Here is a 19,192-nt window from a genome sequence, read left to right as displayed (position 1 = left end):
GCTTGACGGTCAGAACCCGACGGGCCGCCAGTGGCGGTCCGTCGGACCGCTGGACCGACAGAATAGCTGCTCCCGACTGTCCTAGTGCCGGTGGCCACGACCGCCACGATGGCCGTAGCCACCAAAATGGTGATGGCCACCAAAATGCCGATGACCACCGAAGTGGTGGTGGCTGCCGAAGTGACGGCGGCCGAAGCCGCCACCGAAGAAGCCGAAGGACACGGCAGGACCACCGACATAGGGGCCGTAGCCGTAGTAGGGCGCCCCCCAATAAGTCGGAGCGCCATACGGATCGTAGTAGGTACCTGGCGCATAGGTGTAGGACGTGACCGCCGCATAGTTTGGCTGCCTGTTGCCGCTCGCGGCCATGCACTGCACGTAGGCGGTGTCGTACCGCTGCTGGAGGCTCCCCGCCGACGCCTGCGCGTTCCCCGCGCCGACAGCCGAGCCAGCCAGCAGGCCGCCACCGGCGCCGATCGCGGCGCCTGCACCGGGGTTGCCCCCAGCCGCACCGAGCAGGGCGCCCGCGCCCGCACCGAGCGCCGTGCCCAGGGCAGCGCTGCCGACCGCGCTCTGGTTCGCCGCCTGCTGGGGCGAACCGCCGCCAATCTGCTGTTGCGCATAGCCGCGGCAGGATGCGTCCTCTTGGTGGAACTGCGTGAGATCCTTCCCTTGCGGCGGGAACATCAAGGCGGTAGGTCCGGTCGGCGGCGCCACGGTGCAGGCGCCGAGGGCGAGCGCCCCGGCGAGTGCGGCGGTAGACCTGAAGCGTGGCATGACGGCGTTTCTCCTACCCGCTTCGCAGCTGTGCCCAGCCGGGCGGGCTTGTGGAAAAAACGTCCTCGCCGACTTCCAGTTCAGCAGGGCACGGTACTGCCGCCCAGAAGTGCCGCGACGGACAGCCATCCATGGGGTATCCGAGGAACCGGACCGGGTGCCCTCAGTGCGTCGATGGGCAACCAGCGCCGACCAGGGGAGCCGCCAACCGATGCCGACCATTATTTCAATTGGGAGCCTGCCTTCTTGAAGATCCAGACCCTCGCCGCCGAATGGGCACCGCGCCTGCTCAGCGTGCTCCGCATCGTCGCCGCCCTCATCTTCTTGGAGCACGGCACGCAGAAGCTGTTTGGCTTCCCGCCACGCGCCAGCGGCATGGGGCCAGAAACCTTCTCGCTGCTCTGGTTCGCGGCGGTGATCGAGGTTGTCGGCGGCGTGCTGCTGCTGCTTGGCCTGTTCACGCGGCCGGTCGCGTTCGTCCTCGCAGGCGAGATGGCCTTCGCCTACTTCATCGGCCACGCACCGCGGAACCTCTTCCCGGCGCTGAACGGCGGCGACGCCGCCATCCTATACTGCTTCGTGTTCCTCTACATGGCCGCTGCGGGCGGCGGGGTCTGGAGCCTCGACCACTCGAGGGAGCGGAAGTCGCTCGCCACCGAGCGGGGCGCCATCGCCAGCTGATGACTGCCTGGCCGGGGTCGTCGTTCAAGGCGGCCCCGGATCCGGTCAGGGCAGCACGAGCACGCCCGACTGCTTGGCCTTGTGGGGCGGCTCGACATGGATGGTGATTAGGGACTCGCCGATCGCCTCGCGCAACGCGTGCTCCACGCGGTCGCAAATGTCGTGCGCCTCGCCGACCGGCATCTCCCTCGGCACCACCAGGTGGAACTCGACGAAGGTGACGCGACCCGCGTGCCGGACGCGGAGTTCATGCGCCTCGATGGCGCCTTCGGCGCTCCCGGAGATGAGTGCCCGAACGCGGCCAAGCGCCCCCGGGTCGGGAGCCTCGTCCATCAGGCCGCCGACCGACTCCCGGACCAGACTCCAGCCGGTCCAGAGGATGTTCACGGCGACGACGGCCGCCAGCGCCGGGTCGAGCCAAGTCCATCCCGTCAGCGGCACCAGCGCAAAGCCGATCAGGACGCCGACCGAGGTGGTCACGTCGGTCAGCAGGTGCTTGCCATCGGCGACCAGGGCCGGGGAACGCCAGCGCCGCCCGAAGCGCAGCAGGACCGAGGACCATGCGGCGTTCATGGCCGTCGCCACGCCGCTGATGGCCATGCCGAGAAGGGGCGCGTCCACTGGGCGCGGGTCCAGGAAGCCCTGGTAGGCCTCGCGCAGGATGGACAGTGCGGCCAGCAGCACGAGGACGCCCTCGAGGACGGCGGAGAAGTACTCCGCCTTGTAGTGGCCATAGGGATGGTTGGCGTCGGGCGGTAGCGCGCTGACCCACAGCGCGACCACGGCCGCGGCGGCGGCGGCCACGTTTATGATGCTCTCGAGCGCGTCCGAGTAGAGGGCCACGCTGCCGGTCACCCACCACGCGCCGAACTTCGTGGCCAGGACCAGGCAGCCAACGACGAGGCTGCCGAAGGCAAGCTGGACGGCACGCGTCATCGGGGAACTCCAGTCTTCCTGTTCGCCATGGCCTCGGTCCGGGCCGGAACCGTGTGCACCCCCGCCACCAGGCGGACACGGCGCAGCCGTTCGGAGCGGCGTCGGCCAGTCCCATCGGCTGGCGCCATCATACAAACACATGCACAGGTGCTCAATCGTGGCAGGTGTGGGGCAGCAATGCTTCGGCGTCTGGGACACGCACCGCGTTAACTTAGCCCTGCTCGGGTGGGCAGCACCGGAGCCCGCCCCCGATTCAACCACCATGGGTGGCCGGACGGTCGGCGGCCTTGTCCAACCGGGCCTTTCTGCCCCGGCTTAACCAGGGCTATGCTGCCGCCATGCTCCTCCGCCTCGCCAGGCTGGTCATCGCTGTCATCACGGTCTGCGCCTTCCTCGGCGCCGGTGTGGTGCAGACCGTGTCGCCAGCGCAGTCGGACACGGCGGCCATGACCATGCTGGCCGACCAGGGGGCAGACAGCGCGGCGATGCCCTGCCACGGAAACCAGAAGCCGCCGCCGTGCCAGGACAAGGTACCCGGGTGCATGACCGACCTCGGCTGCATTTTCGTGGTGGGCATCCCGGTGCCTCCCGCGCCTGCCGTCTCAGGTCCGGCTTGGTCCCAGGTGGCCTACTGGCAGTCCGTCCGACTGGCCGAGGGCGTCTCCCTCGAGCCGTATCTCGGGCCTCCCATCCGCCTCGTCTGAGCTATGCCGCCCGCGCCCACGCGCCGCGGCTCCCCCTGCCTTCTCCGGTCCTTGGCACACTCGGCTTTAACGGCTTCGTGGCGTGTCCGGCATCTGATGAGCGGGTTCTCCAGACGACATCAGCCGCTCGCCACGAACGCGCGGGCGGCCCACGGAATGGGACACCACCATGCTCTCCAAGCTCCTGCGCGCGGCCGTGCTCAGCACCGGCGCCGCCATCGCTACCGCTTTCCTCACCCCCGCCGCCTTCGCCGCTGCCAGCGACTACCGGTTCGAACTGGCCAGCGCCCGCCCTGCCGGACCCGGCAAGACCGACGTTACCGTCCGCCTCGTGCGCGCCCGGGACGGCGGGCCGGTGCCGGACGCGGTCATCTTCCAGACCAAGGCCGACATGGCACCCGCGGGCATGCCGACCATGACGGGGAACGTCGCCCCGCGGGCGGGCCAGCAGCCGGGCACCTACCGGTTCCAGGTCGACACCGGCATGGCCGGGGGCTGGGCGCTGACGCTGTCGGCCAAGGTCCAGGGCGAGCCAGAGACGGTGCGCGCCACGGTCAACTTCAACGCGGCGCAATGAGATGCCGCATCCCACAAGGGGGGCCTCCGCGCCCCCAAGCCGCTCCGGGCGAAAGTCCGGCGCGGCCCTCGCGTTCGGCCTGACGCTCGCGCTCCTCGCGGGGCCGGGCCATGGCCAGTCCACCTCGGCGCAGCGGACCTCGCGGGGAGCACTCCCAGGGGCCACGCTGGAAAGCGTCCTCGGCGTCGCGCGCCAGCTCAACCCCGAGCTCGCCGCCCGCGCGCTCGACACCACCGCGGCTCGGGCGCGCGTCATCGTGGCGGGGGCGCTCCCCGACCCGACGGTCCGGGTGATGTCGGACGACATCGATCGGGAGTCGGGGCCGCGGCCGAACAAGATGATCTACAGCTTCGAGCAGGACATCCCGCTCTGGGGCAGGCGTGATCTGCGACGTCAGATCGCCAGGGCCGAGGTCGGCCAGATGACGGCTCAGGCCCAGGCTGCTGAGGTCGAATTGACCGAACGGGTGAAGGTGGCCTTCGCCCGCTACTACTCCGCGTACCAAGCCGTCCGCCGGACGGCGGACCTGCACCGGGCCATCCACGGCATCTCGCAGGTCGCCCGCGAGCGCTACGCCCAGGGCCGCGGCGAGCAGCAAGAGGTGTTCCGGGCCGAGGTCGAGACCACGCGCGTGGCCACCGAAATCGTTCGCCTCGAGGCGGCGCTCAGGAGCGCCCAGGGTCAGCTGAACGCGCTGCTCGTTCGCGCCGCCGAAGCGCCGCTCGCCCCGCCCGAGCGGCTGCGGCCCCTGCCGGACGCCCGCGCACTGCACCCCACCCGGTTGGCCGAGCGGGCCAAGGGCGGCAACCCGATGCTGGCGGCCGACGCGGCCGCCGTCAGCGGCGCGGAGACCAACCGGAGGCTGACCGACAGGAACTGGTATCCGGACATTACCGTCGGCGCGGCCGCCATCGACCGCTCAGGCTTCGGTCCGCCCGGCTACCAGGCGTGGGTCGCCATGAAGGTGCCCCTCCAATGGGGTTTGCGCGAGGCACAAACCCAGGAGGCGGTGGCCCAGACCGGGGCGGCGCGGGCGCGGCTGGAGGCCCGCGAGCAGCAGATCCGGGGCGACCTGGCCGAGGCCGTGGCCGGGTTCGAGGGTAGCCGCCGGACCATCGACCTCATCCGCCGCCAGCTCCTGCCACAAGCCGAGGCGCTCGTGCGCTCGGGGGCGGCCGGGTACGGCTTCGGCCGGGTGGACTTGGCGACGGTCCTGCGGGCGCAGCACGACCTCGCCGAGTTCCGACTGCAACTGCTCTCCGCCGAGTTCGACAGCCAGCGCCAGTTGGCGGCGATCGAGCGCTTGGTGGGAGGCGACCTGTGACCGCGCGCCGAACTCGCCAGGCAACCGGCATCGCCGCGCTGGCCCTCGCCGCCGGGGCGGGCAGCCTCTGGCTGGCTGGTGACCGGCTACTAGGGCTCGCCGCCGGTCCCGCCGTGGCGCAGCAGGCGCCGTCGCCCGGGCGCCAGCCGCTCTACTACCGCGCCCCCTGGGGCGGGCCGGACTTCTCGCCGACGCCGAAGAAGGACGCGCAGGGCCGCGACTACGTTCCCGTCTACGAGGAGGGCGAACAGGCGCCGCCCGCGCCCTCACCGGCCGCTGCACCGGCGGCCCCGACGCCTGGGCGCCAGGCGCTCTACTACCAGGACCCGTCCGGCAAGCCCGAGTACTCCGCCGCCCCAAGGAAGGCCGCCGACGGGCGCGACTTCGTCCCGGTCTACGAGGACACCGGCGCGCCGCCCCAGCCAGCGGTGGCGCCCGCCCCGGCTTCCGCTGGAGGGCGTGGCCGGATCCTCTACTACCGCAACCCGATGGGTCTGCCCGACACCTCGCCGGTGCCGAAAAAGGACTCGATGGGCATGGACTACATCCCAGTCCACGAGGACGAGGCGAACCAGCCCACCGGAACCGTCACCGTCAGCCCGGAGCGGGTGCAGATGCTGGGTGTCCGCACCGAGGCGGCGACCGAGCGAGCGATGACCCGTTCCATCCGGGCGGTCGGCACCATCGCCGTCGACGAACGCCGCCTCGCCGTCGTGGCTCCGCGATTCGAGGGCTGGATCCAGAAACTGCTCGTCAACGAGACAGGGCAGGCGGTCCGCCGTGGCCAGCCGCTGTTCGAAGTCTACAGCCCCGAGCTTGCGGCGGCCGAGCAGGAGTACGTCATCGCCCGGCAGGCCGAGGGCGCCATGGCGCATGCCGACCCCGCCATGCGCGGCGGCACCTCGAGCATCGCGTCGGCCGCTCTGACGCGGCTGCGCAACTTCGACCTGCCCGCCGACGAGGTGGCACGCCTGAGGCGCACCGGCACGGTCGGCCGCACCCTCACCCTGACCTCGCCGATGGACGGCACGGTCCTGGAGAAGACGGCCTTACAGGGCATGCGCTTCGCGCCCGGCGAGACGCTCTACCGCATCGCCGACCTCTCGACGGTCTGGCTGCTCGCCGACGTCTTCGAGCAGGACCTGGGGCTGGTCGGACCTGGACAGGATGCCGCCATCAACCTGACCGCCTACCCGGACCGGCGGTTCACGGGGAAGGTCACATTCGTCTACCCGACCCTGAATGCAGCTACGCGCACGGCCAAGGTGCGCATCGAGATCCCCAATCCGGAGCAACTGCTCAAGCCGGACATGTACGCGACGGTGGAAATCGCGGCGCCCCTGGGCTCCACACCCGTGGTGGCCGTGCCGGATTCGGCCGTGCTCGACAGCGGCACGCGGCAGGTCGTGCTCGTAGAACGCGCCACAGGCCGCTACGAGCCCCGCACGGTCTCGATCGGACGCCGGGCGAACGGCCAGGTCGAGATCCGACAAGGAATTAGGGCGGGCGAGAAGGTCGTTGTCGGCGCCAACTTCCTCATCGACGCGGAAAGCAACCTCCGAGCGGCCTTGCAAGCGTTCGCGGCGCCTCCGGCACCCACGCAAGAGGGACAGCAGCCATGATCGCCCGCGTCATCCGCTGGTCGGCGGCAAATCCTTTCCTGGTGCTGCTCGCCACGCTGTTTGTCATCGGCACCGGGGTCTGGGCGGTGCGCAACACGCCGCTCGACGCCATCCCGGACCTCTCCGACGTCCAGGTCATCGTCTACACGGATTTCCCCGGGCAGGCGCCGCAGGTCGTCGAGGACCAGGTTACCTATCCCCTGACCACGGCGCTGCTGACCGTGCCCCGGTCGAAGACGGTGCGCGGCTTCTCCTTCTTCGGTTCGTCCTTCGTCTACGTGGTGTTCGAGGACGGTACCGACCTCTACTGGGCCCGCAGCCGGGTGCTCGAGTACCTGAGCCAAGCCGCGCGACGCCTGCCCGAGGGGGTGACGCCTTCGCTCGGCCCGGACGCCACCGGCGTGGGCTGGGTCTACCAATATGTTGTCACCGGCGCGCAGCGGACGCTGGCTGAGCTGCGGTCCGTCCAAGATTGGTTTCTGCGCTACCAGCTCGCCCGAGCTGAGGGCGTGGCCGAGGTGGCCAGCGTCGGCGGCTTCGTCCAGCAGTACCAGGTCGTCGTCGACCCGCAGCGCCTGCAGGCGTACCGCATCCCCCTCTCGCGCGTCACCGAGGCCATCCGCGCCAGCAACCGCGACGTCGGCGGCCGCTCGGTGGAGATGTCGGAGACGGAGTACCTAGTCCGCGGCCGCGGCTACCTCCGGGGCATCCCCGACATCGAGCAGATCGTGCTCACCATGCAGAACGGCGTGCCCGTGCTGCTGCGCGATGTCGCCCGGGTCGAGCTCGGCCCCGAGGAGCGCCGCGGCGTCACCGAACTGAACGGCGAGGGCGAGGTGGTCAGCGGCATCGTCCTCCAGCGCGAGGGCCAGAACGCGCTCACCGTTATCGAGAGCGTCAAGCGGCGGATCGCGGAAATCGCGGGCAGCCTGCCAGAGGGGGTGACCATCTCCTCGGTCTACGACCGCTCCGCCCTGATCGAGCGCGCCATCGAGACGCTGAAGCACACGCTCCTGGAGGAAAGCCTCATTGTCGCGGTGGTCTGCGTGGTGTTCCTGCTCCACGTCCGCAGCGCCCTCGTGGCCATCCTGATGCTCCCCGTCGGCGTGCTCATCGCCATGACCCTGCTGCACCTGCTGGGGCTGAGCTCGAACATCATGTCGCTCGGCGGCATCGCCATCGCGCTCGGCGCCATGGTCGACGCGGCCATCGTGATGATTGAGAATGCCCACAAGCGGCTCGAGCAGGCGGGGCCGGGGGCGCCTCGCGTCCAGGTGCTGACGGAGGCGGCCGTCGAGGTCGGCCCGGCGCTGTTCTTCAGCCTGGCCATCATCACCGTCTCCTTCCTCCCGGTCTTCACGTTGGAAGACCAGGAGGGGCGGATGTTCCGGCCACTCGCCTTCACCAAGACCTTCGCCATGGCGGCAGGCGCGCTGCTGTCCGTGACCCTGGTGCCGGTGCTCATGGTGCTGTTCGTCCGCGGCCGTATCATGCCGGAGCGTCGCAACCCGGTGAACCGGCTGCTCATCTGGCTCTATCAGCCGCTGATCGCGGGCGTCCTCCGGGCCAAGACGTTGACCATCCTGGTTGCGATCCTCGCGGTCGGCGCGACCGCATGGCCACTGGCGCGGCTCGGCAGCGAATTCATGCCGACGCTCAACGAGGGGACGCTGATGTACATGCCGGTCAGCCTGCCCGGCCTGTCCGTGACCAAGGCGGCGGAACTCCTCCAGACCCAAAACCGGGTCATCCGGAGCTTCCCCGAGGTGGCGAGCGTCTACGGCAAGGCCGGGCGCGCGACGACCGCGACCGATCCGGCGCCGACCGAGATGTTCGAGACCATCATCAACCTCAAGCCCGAGGTCGAGTGGCGCCCTGGGATGACCACCGATTCCCTGATTGCCGAGATGGACGCAGCGTTGCGGCTGCCGGGGGTCAGCAACGCCTGGACCATGCCCATCAAGGCGCGCACTGACATGCTCTCGACCGGCATCCGCACCCCGGTCGGGGTCAAGGTCTACGGCCCGGACCTCGCGGGCATCGACCGGCTCTCGCGCGAGGTGGAAGCCGCCGTGCGGACGGTGCCCGGCACGACCAGCGCCTTCGCCGAGCGGGTTGAGGGTGGCTACTACCTGGAGGTCGAGCCGGATCGCGCGGCGCTGGCCCGCTACGGCCTCACTATCGGCGACCTGCAGGAGACCATCGCCACGGCGCTCGGCGGGGAGCCGGTCACCACCACGGTCGAGGGCCGTGCCCGCTACACGGTCAACGTCCGCTACCCGCGCGGCCTGCGCAGCGACCCGCAAGGAATCGCGAGCCAAGTCCTTGTGCAGAACATGCAGGGCGCCGCAATCCCCCTGGGTCAGTTGGCCACCGTCAGCCTGAAGCGCGGTCCACCGACCATCCGGACCGAGAACGCCCAACTGGTGAACTACGTCTATGTTGACATGCACGGCCGCGACGTGGGCGGCTACGTCGCCGACGCGCAGCGCGCCGTCGCCGAGCGGGTGCGTATGCCGCCCGGCTACCACGTCGAATGGAGCGGCCAATTCGAGTACATGCAGCGCGCCAAGGCGAAGCTGGCCGTCGTCGTGCCCGTCACGTTGCTCCTCATATTCGTCCTGCTCTACCTGAACTTCGGACGGTTGACCGAGACGCTCATCGTCATGCTCTCGGTGCCCTTCGCGCTCGTCGGCGGTGTCTGGCTCATGTACCTGATGGGCTTCAACATGAGCGTCGCCGTCGCGGTTGGCTTCATCGCGCTGGCCGGGGTCGCAGCCGAGACCGGCGTCATTATGCTGATCTACCTCGACCACGCGCTCGATGCGGCTCGTGAACGGTCCCGCGCCGAAGGCCGCACACTGACCCGGTCCGACCTGCGCCAAGCCATCATGGAGGGCGCCGTCGAGCGGGTCCGGCCCAAGATGATGACCGTGACCGCCATCATGGCAGGGCTGGTGCCCATTCTCTGGAGCACAGGGACGGGCTCGGAGCTTATGCAGCGCATCGCCGTCCCCATGGTCGGTGGGATGGTGTCCTCGACCGTTCTGACCTTGCTGGTCATCCCGGCCATCTACGGCGCCGTAAAGGGCTGGCACCTGCCGCAAGCAGAGTCGGCCAGTGTCGCGGCGCCGCTTTCAGGGGCGGCCGAGTGATGGCCGGGCCACTACGGTGCCAGATCCCGGGTCACGGAGAGATAGGTGTCAGCCAGTACGGACCCCGGCAACGCGTCCCCGCAGAGCGCCTCCAGGGCATGCAGCAGGTGCTCAGCCGCCTTCAAGTGGCCCTCGGCCAGGGCCCGCTCGAGAGCGGCCAGGACCTGTTCCTCGAGTTGCGGTGCGTCCGTCATCGGCGCCTCCCTCCTGGACCACGGTGGGTCGCTCGCGAAGGTGGGGGCTGCCTCCGTGGGAGGGTCAAGAGGCGCTTTCATACTTTGTCACACTGTATGCGCGCTCCGGACGGAGGCATCCGGCATCTTCCCGAATACGGTGGCGTTCCCCGCAACGAGGCGGGCCGTCGGCGCCTGCTCGCGCCGCAGCCAACCGATGAACGCGGACACGGCAACCAAGGAGACTCGCCGGGATGATCGACACCAGAATGCTTCGCAGCACCGGCCTCGCGCTGGCGCTGGGCCTATCGCTCGTGGCCTGCGCCCAGCAGCAGAGCCCGCCGCCCGCCCAGCGGACCGGCGGCATGTCGGGCATGGGCTCGCAAGGCATGGCGGGGCACAACATGTCCGGCATGCAGGGGCACGACATGCGCGGCATGAACATGCAGCAGATGATGGCCCACTGCGCCCAGATGCGTCAGCAGATGCGGACGGGCGCCACGATGAGCGCTGACATGCAGGCGATGATGGCCCACTGCGACCAGATGCACCCGCAGGCGGGCACGGCTGGCGCCGCGGCCGGCGGCGCAGGTCAGCACCGGCACTGACGGACTGCGGAGAGCGGCCCATACCGCTCCCCAAGGCCGCGCTACAGCCGCACCGCCCGCAACCGCAGCGAGTTGCCGATGACGGAAACCGAGCTCAGCGCCATCGCCAGTGCCGCGACGATGGGGCTCAGCAGGATGCCGAGGAAAGGGTAGAGCACCCCTGCGGCGACCGGGATGCCGAGCACGTTGTAGGCGAACGCGAAGAATAGGTTCTGCCTGATGTTCCTCATCGTCGCTCGACTCAGCGTCCGGGCCCGCGCGATGCCCGCAAGGTCCCCACGAACCAGCGTCACGCCCGCGCTCTGCATGGCGACATCCGTCCCGGTCCCCATGGCGACGCCGACATCGGCCTCAGCCAAGGCGGGAGCGTCATTGACGCCGTCGCCCGCCATGGCGACGACCTTCCCCTTGGCCCGGAGTTCCCGGACGATGCGGTGCTTGTCCTCGGGCAGCACGTCGCCCTGGAACTCGTCGATGCCGAGCCTCTGCGCGACCGCCTCGGCCGTCGTTCGGTTGTCGCCGGTCAGCATGACGATGTGGATGCCCTCGGCGCGCAGGCTCGCCAGCGCGGCGGGCGTCGTCGGCTTCACCGGATCCGCGACCGCGATGACGCCGCCCGGCGCGCCGTCCACGGCTAGGAACAGTGCCGTGCCGCCCTCGCGCCGCAGTTCGTCGGCCTTGGCCGCCAGGGCACCGAGGTCCACCCCGAGTTCCTGCATCAGCCGCGCGTTACCCAGCGCGACCCGGCGGCCTCCCACCGTGCCGGTCACGCCCTTGCCGGTCACCGAGGCGAAGTCGACGGGTTCCTGCATCTCGACCCCGCGCTCCTTGGCCGCGGCGACGACGGCGGCCGCCAGCGGGTGCTCGCTCGAGCGCTCCAGGCTCGCCGCCAGCGGCAAGACCTCCGCCTCGGTCAGCCCCAGCGCCGGGACCACGGCCACGACCTTGGGCTTGCCCTCGGTCAGGGTGCCGGTCTTGTCAACGACCAAGGTGTCGACCTTCTCCATGCGCTCCAGCGCCTCGGCCGACTTGATGAGCACGCCCGCACCGGCGCCCTTGCCAACGCCGACCATGATGCTCATTGGCGTGGCGAGGCCGAGCGCGCAGGGGCAGGCGATGATGAGCACGGAGACGGCGGCAATCAGCGCGTAGGACAGCGCCGGGCTTGGTCCCCAGACGGCCCAGGCAACGAAGGCCAGGACGGCCACGGCGATGACGGCCGGGACGAACCAGCCTGCCACGGTGTCGGCCATGCGCTGGATGGGCGCCCGGCTGCGCTGGGCCTCGGCCACCATGGCGACGATGCGCGACAGCATGGTGTCGGATCCGACCTTGTCCGCCCGCATGACCACCGAGCCGGTGCCGTTCACCGTGGCGCCGATGACCTTGGCGCCGGGCGCCTTCTCCACGGGCAAGGATTCGCCGGTGACCATGGACTCGTCCACGGCGCCGCCGCCCTCCAGCACCTCGCCGTCCACCGGCACGCTCTCGCCTGGCCGCACGCGCAGTCGGTCGCCGACCTGGACGTCCGCCAGCGGGATCTCCTCGTCCGACCCGTCCGGCCGGATCCGGCGGGCGGTCTTGGGCGCCATGTTCAGCAGGGCGCGGATGGCGCCGCCGGTCGCCTCGCGCGCCCGCAGCTCCAGCACCTGCCCGAGCAGGACGAGCACGGTGATGACGGCCGCCGCCTCGAAGTAGACCGCGACCGTGCCGTCCATGCCCCGGAAGCCCTCGGGGAAGATGCCGGGCGCGAAGGTTGCGACCAGGCTGTAGAGGTAGGCGGCGCCCGTCCCGAGCGCGATCAGGCTGAACATGTTCAGGCTGCGGTTCACCACAGACTGCCAGCCTCGGACGAAGAACGGCCACCCGGCCCAGAGCACCACCTGCGTCCCGAGCAGGAACTGGATCCAGACCGAGGTCCGGGGCGGGACAAGGTGGTGCAGGTTCAGGCCAGGGAGGTGCGCGCCCATCTCCAGGATGACCACGGGGATGGTCAGCGCCAGCCCGATCCAGAACCGGCGGGTTATGTCGGCCAGCTCGTGGTTCGGGGCGGCCTCGGCGGTCACCTCCAGCGGCTCGAGCGCCATGCCGCAGATGGGGCAGCTGCCGGGCCCCTGCTGGCGGATCTCCGGGTGCATTGGGCAGGTGTAGATGGCTGCCTTCTGCGCCGCCGTGGGCGCGGCGGCCTTCTCCGGCTGCAGGTACTTCTCTGGGTTCGCCGCGAACTTCGTCCGGCACCCCGCCGAGCAGAAGTGGAAGGTGGCTCCGCCGTGCTCAAGGCGATGTTTCGAGGTTACCGGGTCGACCTTCATCCCGCAGACCGGATCGGTAACCAGGGCCGTGTCGGCCACCACCGCGTCCCCGTGTCCATGGTGCGCGTGTCCATGGTTGTGGTGCCCGCCACCGTGGTCGTGGCCGCATCCCGGGCCGTGCTGGTGCCCGTGCCCCTCGTGGTGCCCGTGTCCGTGCTGCTGACCGCTCATGGTGCCGTCTCCGCGATGGTCCGCCTCGGCGGGCCGGTTCTGGTCTGACGGACGCAACGTGGTGCTTCCCATCGTGGGAGGGTCAAGTCAGGAACCGGCCGGACGGCGGCGGACATGTTTTGTCGCAATGCCGGGGCGCGTTCTCCGCGAACGGGGGTGGAGGCCGGTCCCCGCCGGAGACGCTATCACTGGACGGCGGCCTGGAATCATGGCCGCAAGGTGGCCAAAACGCCGGTCCGGAGTCCCCGGACCGGCGCGTTCGAGGCTAGGCGAAGATGTACCAGGACCCGACGTCGCTGACGCCTTCGACGAACTGGGGCGTCGGGAACATGAAGTCGCTCTGCCGCAGCTCGTCCTTGGCGACGCCGACGAGCAGGATGGAGCCGTCGTCGCTGCCGTCCTGGTTCCTGTCCCAGGCGACCTTGGCGCCGAGGTCGGTGTCCTCGACCTTCACGTCCTTGGCGTCGATGTCCATGAAGGCGATGTGGTCGAACAGGCCCTGCGCCGGGCCGGTGGCCCGGAAGTCGAGCACCACGTCGTTGCCGCTGTCCATGGAAACCATGAAGGCGTCGGAGCCAGCGCCGCCCAGGTAGACGTCGTCGCCCTTCCCGCCGTCGAGCATGCCGTGACCTTCGCCCTCGGCGAGCCAGTCCCGGCCGTCGCCACCCATCAGCTCGTCGTTCGCGGCGCCACCGATCAGGGTGTCCTTGCCTTCGCCGCCCTCGAGCTGGTCCGGACCCTCCCCTCCCACGAGCAGGTCCCTGCCCTCGGCTCCATCGAGGACGTCGTCGCCGCCCTTGCCGAGCAGGACGTCGGCGCCCGCGCGACCGAAAATCTGGTCCCAGTCGCCGCTGCCGCTCAGCAGCTCGCCCTTCCCGGTCCCGATGATGGCCGCGTACATGTCGAAGGCGACGGTCTGGGCGCGGTCGCCGGGGCCGGGAACCAGGGTCTCGTCAGCCACCGGAAGGGAGCCGGTGATTTCCGGCCCGGACACGCTCGGGCTCGGAACCTCCCCGACTGGGCCGTCCGGCGCGCGGGCACCCGGCGGCAGGTCCGGCTCGTTGTAGAACATGAAGTCGTCCTGGGAGAGCTCGGACTTCTGCACGCCCTCGAGCAGGACGGAGCCGCCCTCCCAACTGATCTTCACCCCGGCACCGGTGTCGTTGATCGCCAGATCCTCCCAGCGGATCTCCTCGAGGGCGATGTGGTCGCCGACGCCGGGACCGGCGGTGAAGTCCCGAATGACGTCGTCGCCCGAGCCCTGGCGCACGATGAAGGCGTCCGGCCCCATGCCGCCGACGAGGGTGTCGTTGCCCTCCTCGCCGTCCAAGCTGCTGTGGCCGGGGCCTTCGTCCAGGTAGTCGTTGCCGGGGCCACCCATGAGGGCATCTGCGTCCGCGGCGCCGTAGAGGGTGTCGTCGCCACCCTCGCCGTGCAGGTGATCCATGCCCGGGCCGCCCGAAAGCAGGTCGGCTCCCTCGCCGCCCGTCAGGACGTCGCCCTCGGGGCCGCCGCCGAGCTTGTCCGCGCCGCCGAGCCCCCAGTAGTGGTCGGCGGCGTCGGTGCCGCCGAAGCTGTTCGCCCCGGGGCCGCCCACCGCGAGCTGGTGCTCGGGCATGCCTGGAATCGCCAGGGAGACCTGCTCTCGCTCAGTCCGCTCAGGGGTCGCGGTCTCGGTCCCGAGCAGCCGCTGCACCAAGTCCAACAGTTCTCTCGCCACGCCGTGATCCTCCATCCCATGCTGTGGCCGCGCGATGGGACGGCGATGCAGACCCGGGCGCGCGGCATCCGGAGAACACGGCGCGCGCGGCGAGGGTTGGCCCCGCATCCATGACGTAGTGTGTCAGCGTGTCGGGATCGGACCGTTGCCCCGGCCGAAGGTCCGGGCCTGCATGACGAAGTATGTCCAGGCGCCACTCGCGCGTTGCGGGCGGCGAGGCCGGACGGCAGCCTCCGCCACGAAGTGAGCCTCGGGCGGCAGCGTGCCGGGGCCGGAGGTGTCGGTATGACGAAGACATTCGGGTTCGGGGCCGCGCTCCGGCGGCTGGCGCTGACCGGGACGACCTTGCTGGCCATGGCGATACCCGCGCTGGCGCAGAGCGTCGACCTGACGCTCGAGGAGCGCACGGTCAACATCAACGGCACCGACCGTCCCGCGGTGACGGTCAACGGTCAGTTCCCCGGCCCGCTGCTGCGCCTGCGCGAGGGCGAGGACGCCGTGATCCGAGTGACAAATCGGATGCGGCAGTCCAGTAGCATCCACTGGCACGGCCTGATCCTGCCCTCCGCGATGGACGGCGCCCCCGGCTTCAGCACCGGTTTCGTGCGCGGGATCGCTCCCGGTGAGACCTTCGAGTACCGCTTCCCCGTCGTGCAGTCCGGCACCTACTGGTACCACGCGCACAACCTCGACCACGAGCAGCGGGGCCTCTACGCCCCCATCGTCATCGACAAGCGCGACCCCGAGCCCTTCCGCTACGACCGCGACCATGTCGTCCAGCTCTCCGAGTGGACGGACGAGCGGCCGCTGCGCGTCCTCCAGAACCTCAAGCGCGACCCCGGCTACTACAACTGGAACCGGCGCACGCTGGTCGACCTGATCCGCGATCTGGGCCGCGCGCCGGATGCCGAGGCACGCCGGGCCATCGTCCGCAACCGCATCGAGTGGGGCAACATGCGGATGGACCCCACCGACATCGCCGACGTGACCGGAGCGACCTATCGCTACCTCGTGAACGGCTTCCGGCCCGAGACGCCCGCGACCCTGCTGTTCCGGCCGGGCGAGCGCGTGCGCCTGCGTTTCATCAACTCCGGGGCCATGACCTACTTCGACGTCCGCATCCCCGGCCTCAAGATGACCGTGGTGCAGGCGGACGGGAACAACATCCGGCCTGTCGTCGTCGACGAACTCCGCATCGCGGTCGCCGAGACCTACGACGTCATCGTCGAACCGCGCGACGACCGGCAGTACCAGATCCTCGCCGAGACCATGGACCGCACGGGCTGGGCCAGGACGCGGTTGGCTACGCGCGTGGACGCCCCCGTCGAGCCCCTGCCACCGCACCGTCCACGTCCGGTGCTGACCATGGCCGACATGATGATGAACCCGGGGCCAACGGGGCTCGACCGCGGCACCCCGCTGCCCGAGCAGGACCAGCCAGGCCACGTGGCGCCCATGGACGGCATGGACCACGGCTCCATGCCGGGGATGGGCGCCGGGCAGCCGCAGGGCCAGGCCGCCCCGGCCATGAATCATGCGGCCATGGGGCATGGCGGCATGGCGATGGGTCCGATGGACCATGCAGCCATGGGTCACGGCAACATGCCGATGGGCGCCATGGACCACTCCGCGATGGGGCACGGCGCACCGCCGCGTTCTGGCGCGCAGGGACCTGGCACCCCGGCCACGACCACGGCGGGCGGGATGGAGGCGCACGCGGGTCATGGCGGCATGGCGATGGCCGACCCGGTGGTGCACGACACCGGATCTCCCCCCGGCGCCCGCGTGCTGTCCTACCGCGACCTGCGTCCGCTGCGCGCCGACCCGGAATACCGGAGCCCGGACCGCATCATCGAGGTGCGCCTGACCGGGAACATGGAGCGCTACATCTGGTCGATGAACGGCAACGAGTTCTGGCGCGCCCAGCCCATCGTTGCCCGGCTCGGCGAGCGGCTGCGGATCCGCTTCATCAACGAGACCATGATGAACCACCCCATGCACCTGCACGGCATGTGGATGGTCCCGGACCTCGGCAACGGGGCGTTCAACCCGCGCAAGCACGTGGTCAACATCAAGCCCGCCACGTCGCTCGACGTCGACGTCATCGTGGACGCCGAGGGCGACTGGGCCTTCCATTGCCACCTGCTCATGCACATGGAGTCCGGCATGATGCGGATCTTCCGTGTCACCCGTGACGGCACGCCCGTCGCGTCCACGCAGCAGCCTGCGCAGGCGGCCATGCCCGCCGGGCATCGCCACTGATGCCGCGGGAGATCAGCATGACCTTCTCGTTTTCGAAGGCGACGTCGGCTGGCCTGCTCGTCGCCGCCCTGTCCTTCTCGTCCGCCTGGGCACAGGCGGGCGGCGGCCATGCTGGCCACGGTGCGCCCGTAAGCCTGGGAACGAACCCGTCGGCCGTCCAGAGCGTCGGGACGACGGCGGCGTCCGGCGCCGAGGATCACTCAGGCCACTCGCCCATCTACTTCGGCGCCGTGCTGTTCGACCAGAACGAGATGCGCAGCAACGGCCGCGGCAGCCCGATCTACGCCTGGGAGGGCTCGGGCTTCTACGGCACCGACTACCACCGCGTCTGGGTGAACACGCGCGGCGAGACCAGCCGCGAGCGCGGCGGCCTCGAGCGGACCGAGGCGCAGGTGCTCTACTCGCGCCTGGTCGGCTACTACTGGGACCTCCAGGCGGGCGTGCGGCACGACTTCCGCATCGACCCGCGCGAGGGCACGCCTTCGCGGACATACGGCGTCTTCGGCCTACAAGGATTGGCGCCGGGCTTCTTCGAGGTGCAGTTGCAAGGGTTCGTCGGCGGCAACGGGGTGTTCCTCGCCCGCGCCGCGGCGTCCTACGACCTGCTCATCACCAACCGGCTCGTCCTCCAGCCCGAGGCGGAGCTGAACTTCTCGACCGGATGGGATCGCGACGCCCTCATTGCGCCCGGCCTCTACCGGACCGAGGTCGGGCTGCGGCTGCGCTACGAGATCACCCGCGAGTTCGCCCCCTACATCGGCTACTCCTTCGAGAGCTTCAACGGCGGCGCGACCGGTCTGAACCGGCGGCTGGGCGAGAAGCCATCGCAGTCCACGGTCGTGGCGGGCATCCGCATCTTCTTCTGACGACGAGCCCAAGCTCCGGGGAAGCGCAAATGACAAGGATGCCTAAGCGTCCGGGAGCGGCCGCGCCGTCCCGCGACGACGAGGCTGTGCTGGAGCGCTTGGCTTCCGGTGGGTGCGACCGGGCGCCGGGCGCTGGCGGCAGCCCGCTCGGGCACGCCCCGAACGCCGCCGACCTCTCCCGCACCATCGAGGTCGCCCGCGTACTCCTCGTCATCGGCCTCGTGTTCCTGCACTACGGCGCCACCCCTCCCGGCTGGGTGTCTCCGTTCCGGGGCGTCGACCCGGACTCGCCCCACCAAGTCGCGTCCTTCGTCAACAGCGCCGTCCTGTTCTTCTTCTTCAGCGCGGTGCCGCTGCTCTCGACGATTTCGGGCTGGCTGTTCTTCCGATTCAACGAGGACCACCCCTGGCCCGCCCTCCGGGGTCGCATGCGAGCCCGCGTGCGGTCCCTCTACGCGCCCCTGGTCGTCTGGAACGCGATCTTCCTGCTGGCCCTGCTCGCGCTCCGTGCCGCCGGTGAAGGAGCCTCGCTGCTTCGACAGCTGAACATCGACTTCGACCACGCGGGTGCCATGGCTTACGCGAACGCGGTGCTGGGGCTGACGGGGCACCCGGTGGCGTTCCAGTTCTGGTTCGTGCGCGACCTCTTCCTCACCGCGCTGCTGAGCCCCCTGCTTTGGCTGTCGCTGCGCCACGCCCCCTGGCTGGGCGCCCTCGTGCTCGGCGGAGCCTGGACCATTGACTGGAACTTGGTCGTGTTCTTCCGGGCCGACGTGCCCTTCTTCTTCTACCTCGGCGCCCTCGCGCGGCTTCGCGGCTATCTGCCAATGCCGGGCCGCAGGGCGACGTCGGCGCTGGTCGCCCTCTACGTCGCACTCGTCCTGCTCCGCGCGTCCGCGCCGCTCCTGGTCGACGTGGACGCGCCGGGGGCGGAGTGGCTGCTCGATCTCGCCACCCGCGCCATGCGGCCGGTGGGCGTGCTGGCCTGCTGGGGCGTCTGCCTGCGGATCGCGGCGGCGCCCTGGAGCGGCGCCGTCGCACGCCACGGCAACTTCGCCTTCTTCCTGCACGCGACGCACTTTCCGCTGATTGCGGCGGTGAAGCTCATCCTCTGGCACGTGCTGCCTGCCGAGACGGACGCTTGGCTGCTGGCGCACTACGCCGCGAGCGTGGCCGTGACCGTGCTGATTTCCTTCGGAGTGGCCAGGTCCATCGCGGCCGCCTCGCCAAGGCTTTACACATTCCTCGCGGGCGGGCGCGACATCCGCGCGCCGTCTCGCGCCTAGCGCCAGGGGTCTTGGATC

At 70.1% G+C, this 19,192-nt stretch carries 16 protein-coding genes; 11 read left to right on the top strand and 5 right to left on the bottom strand.

The window, feature by feature from the left end; all coding sequences use genetic code 11:
- Positions 1–81: 81 nt before the first annotated feature.
- Entirely contained in the window at positions 82–777 is a 696-nt protein-coding gene (locus BLR02_RS24240) for a glycine zipper family protein (RefSeq protein WP_176849781.1), read from the bottom strand.
- Positions 778–1,023: 246 nt separating this feature from the next.
- On the opposite strand from BLR02_RS24240, the gene BLR02_RS24235 reads away from it, so the two are divergent.
- The gene (locus BLR02_RS24235) at positions 1,024–1,458 is read left to right on the top strand and encodes a DoxX family protein (protein WP_245704936.1); all 435 of its coding nucleotides are present in this window, start codon (positions 1,024–1,026) and stop codon (positions 1,456–1,458) included.
- A gap of 45 nt (positions 1,459–1,503) precedes the next feature.
- Here the strand turns inward: BLR02_RS24235 and BLR02_RS24230 are convergent, their stop codons facing one another.
- Positions 1,504–2,394 (bottom strand): cation diffusion facilitator family transporter, encoded by an 891-nt coding sequence (locus BLR02_RS24230; protein WP_090664954.1) that lies wholly within the window; start codon positions 2,392–2,394, stop codon positions 1,504–1,506.
- 338 nt (positions 2,395–2,732) lie between these two features.
- Between BLR02_RS24230 and BLR02_RS24225 the strand changes: the two genes are divergently transcribed.
- From BLR02_RS24225 to BLR02_RS24205, 5 genes are all read left to right on the top strand, one after another.
- Entirely contained in the window at positions 2,733–3,098 is a 366-nt protein-coding gene (locus BLR02_RS24225; RefSeq protein WP_090664953.1) for a hypothetical protein, read from the top strand.
- Positions 3,099–3,267: 169 nt separating this feature from the next.
- Positions 3,268–3,675: a FixH family protein gene (locus tag BLR02_RS24220; RefSeq protein ID WP_090664952.1), complete on the top strand. Its 408-nt coding sequence runs from the start codon at positions 3,268–3,270 to the stop codon at positions 3,673–3,675.
- 1 nt (position 3,676) lies between these two features.
- On the top strand, positions 3,677–4,999 hold the full coding sequence (locus tag BLR02_RS24215) for a TolC family protein (protein ID WP_090664951.1): 1,323 nt from the start codon (positions 3,677–3,679) through the stop codon (positions 4,997–4,999).
- Positions 4,996–6,621, top strand: coding sequence for an efflux RND transporter periplasmic adaptor subunit (locus BLR02_RS24210; protein WP_218128048.1), 1,626 nt, complete (start codon positions 4,996–4,998; stop codon positions 6,619–6,621). Before BLR02_RS24215 ends, BLR02_RS24210 begins: the two co-directional genes overlap by 4 nt.
- Positions 6,618–9,776, top strand: a complete 3,159-nt coding sequence (locus BLR02_RS24205; protein ID WP_090664950.1) for an efflux RND transporter permease subunit — start codon at positions 6,618–6,620, stop codon at positions 9,774–9,776. Before BLR02_RS24210 ends, BLR02_RS24205 begins: the two co-directional genes overlap by 4 nt.
- 11 nt (positions 9,777–9,787) lie before the next feature.
- Here BLR02_RS24205 and BLR02_RS24200 read toward each other — a convergent pair whose 3' ends face one another.
- Complete coding sequence (locus BLR02_RS24200; protein WP_090664949.1) at positions 9,788–9,970, bottom strand: hypothetical protein; 183 nt, start codon at positions 9,968–9,970, stop codon at positions 9,788–9,790.
- A 248-nt stretch (positions 9,971–10,218) separates the two neighbouring features.
- Between BLR02_RS24200 and BLR02_RS24195 the strand changes: the two genes are divergently transcribed.
- Positions 10,219–10,557, top strand: a complete 339-nt coding sequence (locus tag BLR02_RS24195; protein ID WP_245704935.1) for a hypothetical protein — start codon at positions 10,219–10,221, stop codon at positions 10,555–10,557.
- Between the two features lie 41 nt (positions 10,558–10,598).
- On the opposite strand, the gene BLR02_RS24190 is transcribed toward BLR02_RS24195, so the two are convergent.
- On the bottom strand, positions 10,599–12,908 hold the full coding sequence (locus BLR02_RS24190) for a heavy metal translocating P-type ATPase (RefSeq protein ID WP_408735540.1): 2,310 nt from the start codon (positions 12,906–12,908) through the stop codon (positions 10,599–10,601).
- Between the two features lie 27 nt (positions 12,909–12,935).
- On the opposite strand from BLR02_RS24190, the gene BLR02_RS30605 reads away from it, so the two are divergent.
- Positions 12,936–13,088: a hypothetical protein gene (locus tag BLR02_RS30605; RefSeq protein ID WP_245704934.1), complete on the top strand. Its 153-nt coding sequence runs from the start codon at positions 12,936–12,938 to the stop codon at positions 13,086–13,088.
- A gap of 217 nt (positions 13,089–13,305) precedes the next feature.
- On the opposite strand, the gene BLR02_RS24185 is transcribed toward BLR02_RS30605, so the two are convergent.
- Positions 13,306–14,775: a calcium-binding protein gene (locus tag BLR02_RS24185; RefSeq protein ID WP_218128047.1), complete on the bottom strand. Its 1,470-nt coding sequence runs from the start codon at positions 14,773–14,775 to the stop codon at positions 13,306–13,308.
- Between the two features lie 228 nt (positions 14,776–15,003).
- On the opposite strand from BLR02_RS24185, the gene BLR02_RS24180 reads away from it, so the two are divergent.
- The 3 genes from BLR02_RS24180 to BLR02_RS24170 are packed head-to-tail and all read left to right on the top strand — an operon-like array spanning position 15,004 to position 19,174.
- Positions 15,004–17,022, top strand: a complete 2,019-nt coding sequence (locus tag BLR02_RS24180) for a copper resistance system multicopper oxidase (protein WP_245704933.1) — start codon at positions 15,004–15,006, stop codon at positions 17,020–17,022.
- A 17-nt stretch (positions 17,023–17,039) separates the two neighbouring features.
- Positions 17,040–17,888, top strand: a complete 849-nt coding sequence (locus BLR02_RS24175) for a copper resistance protein B (RefSeq protein WP_176849779.1) — start codon at positions 17,040–17,042, stop codon at positions 17,886–17,888.
- A 29-nt stretch (positions 17,889–17,917) separates the two neighbouring features.
- Complete coding sequence (locus BLR02_RS24170) at positions 17,918–19,174, top strand: acyltransferase family protein (RefSeq protein ID WP_090664943.1); 1,257 nt, start codon at positions 17,918–17,920, stop codon at positions 19,172–19,174.
- The last annotated feature ends 18 nt before the right edge of the window (positions 19,175–19,192 follow it).

The sequence above is a fragment of the Belnapia rosea genome, from assembly GCF_900101615.1.
In the GTDB taxonomy this organism is placed as follows: Bacteria; Pseudomonadota; Alphaproteobacteria; order Acetobacterales; family Acetobacteraceae; genus Belnapia; species Belnapia rosea.
The sequence above is the reverse complement of the archived record's forward strand: the minus strand, read 5'-3'. Positions and strand labels throughout refer to the sequence as shown.

Bases quoted from the DNA above. Each gene is read 5' to 3' on its own strand.
- BLR02_RS24240 (WP_176849781.1), bottom strand. From the start codon at position 777: ATGCCACGCTTCAGGTCTACCGCCGCACTCGCCGGGGCGCTCGCCCTC.
- BLR02_RS24175 (WP_176849779.1), top strand. From the start codon at position 17,040: ATGACCTTCTCGTTTTCGAAGGCGACGTCGGCTGGCCTGCTCGTCGCC.
- BLR02_RS24215 (WP_090664951.1), top strand. From the start codon at position 3,677: ATGCCGCATCCCACAAGGGGGGCCTCCGCGCCCCCAAGCCGCTCCGGG.
- BLR02_RS24185 (WP_218128047.1), bottom strand. From the start codon at position 14,775: ATGGAGGATCACGGCGTGGCGAGAGAACTGTTGGACTTGGTGCAGCGG.
- BLR02_RS24170 (WP_090664943.1), top strand. From the start codon at position 17,918: ATGACAAGGATGCCTAAGCGTCCGGGAGCGGCCGCGCCGTCCCGCGAC.
- BLR02_RS24225 (WP_090664953.1), top strand. From the start codon at position 2,733: ATGCTCCTCCGCCTCGCCAGGCTGGTCATCGCTGTCATCACGGTCTGC.
- BLR02_RS24205 (WP_090664950.1), top strand. From the start codon at position 6,618: ATGATCGCCCGCGTCATCCGCTGGTCGGCGGCAAATCCTTTCCTGGTG.
- BLR02_RS24230 (WP_090664954.1), bottom strand. From the start codon at position 2,394: ATGACGCGTGCCGTCCAGCTTGCCTTCGGCAGCCTCGTCGTTGGCTGC.
- BLR02_RS24195 (WP_245704935.1), top strand. From the start codon at position 10,219: ATGCTTCGCAGCACCGGCCTCGCGCTGGCGCTGGGCCTATCGCTCGTG.
- BLR02_RS24200 (WP_090664949.1), bottom strand. From the start codon at position 9,970: ATGACGGACGCACCGCAACTCGAGGAACAGGTCCTGGCCGCTCTCGAG.
- BLR02_RS24220 (WP_090664952.1), top strand. From the start codon at position 3,268: ATGCTCTCCAAGCTCCTGCGCGCGGCCGTGCTCAGCACCGGCGCCGCC.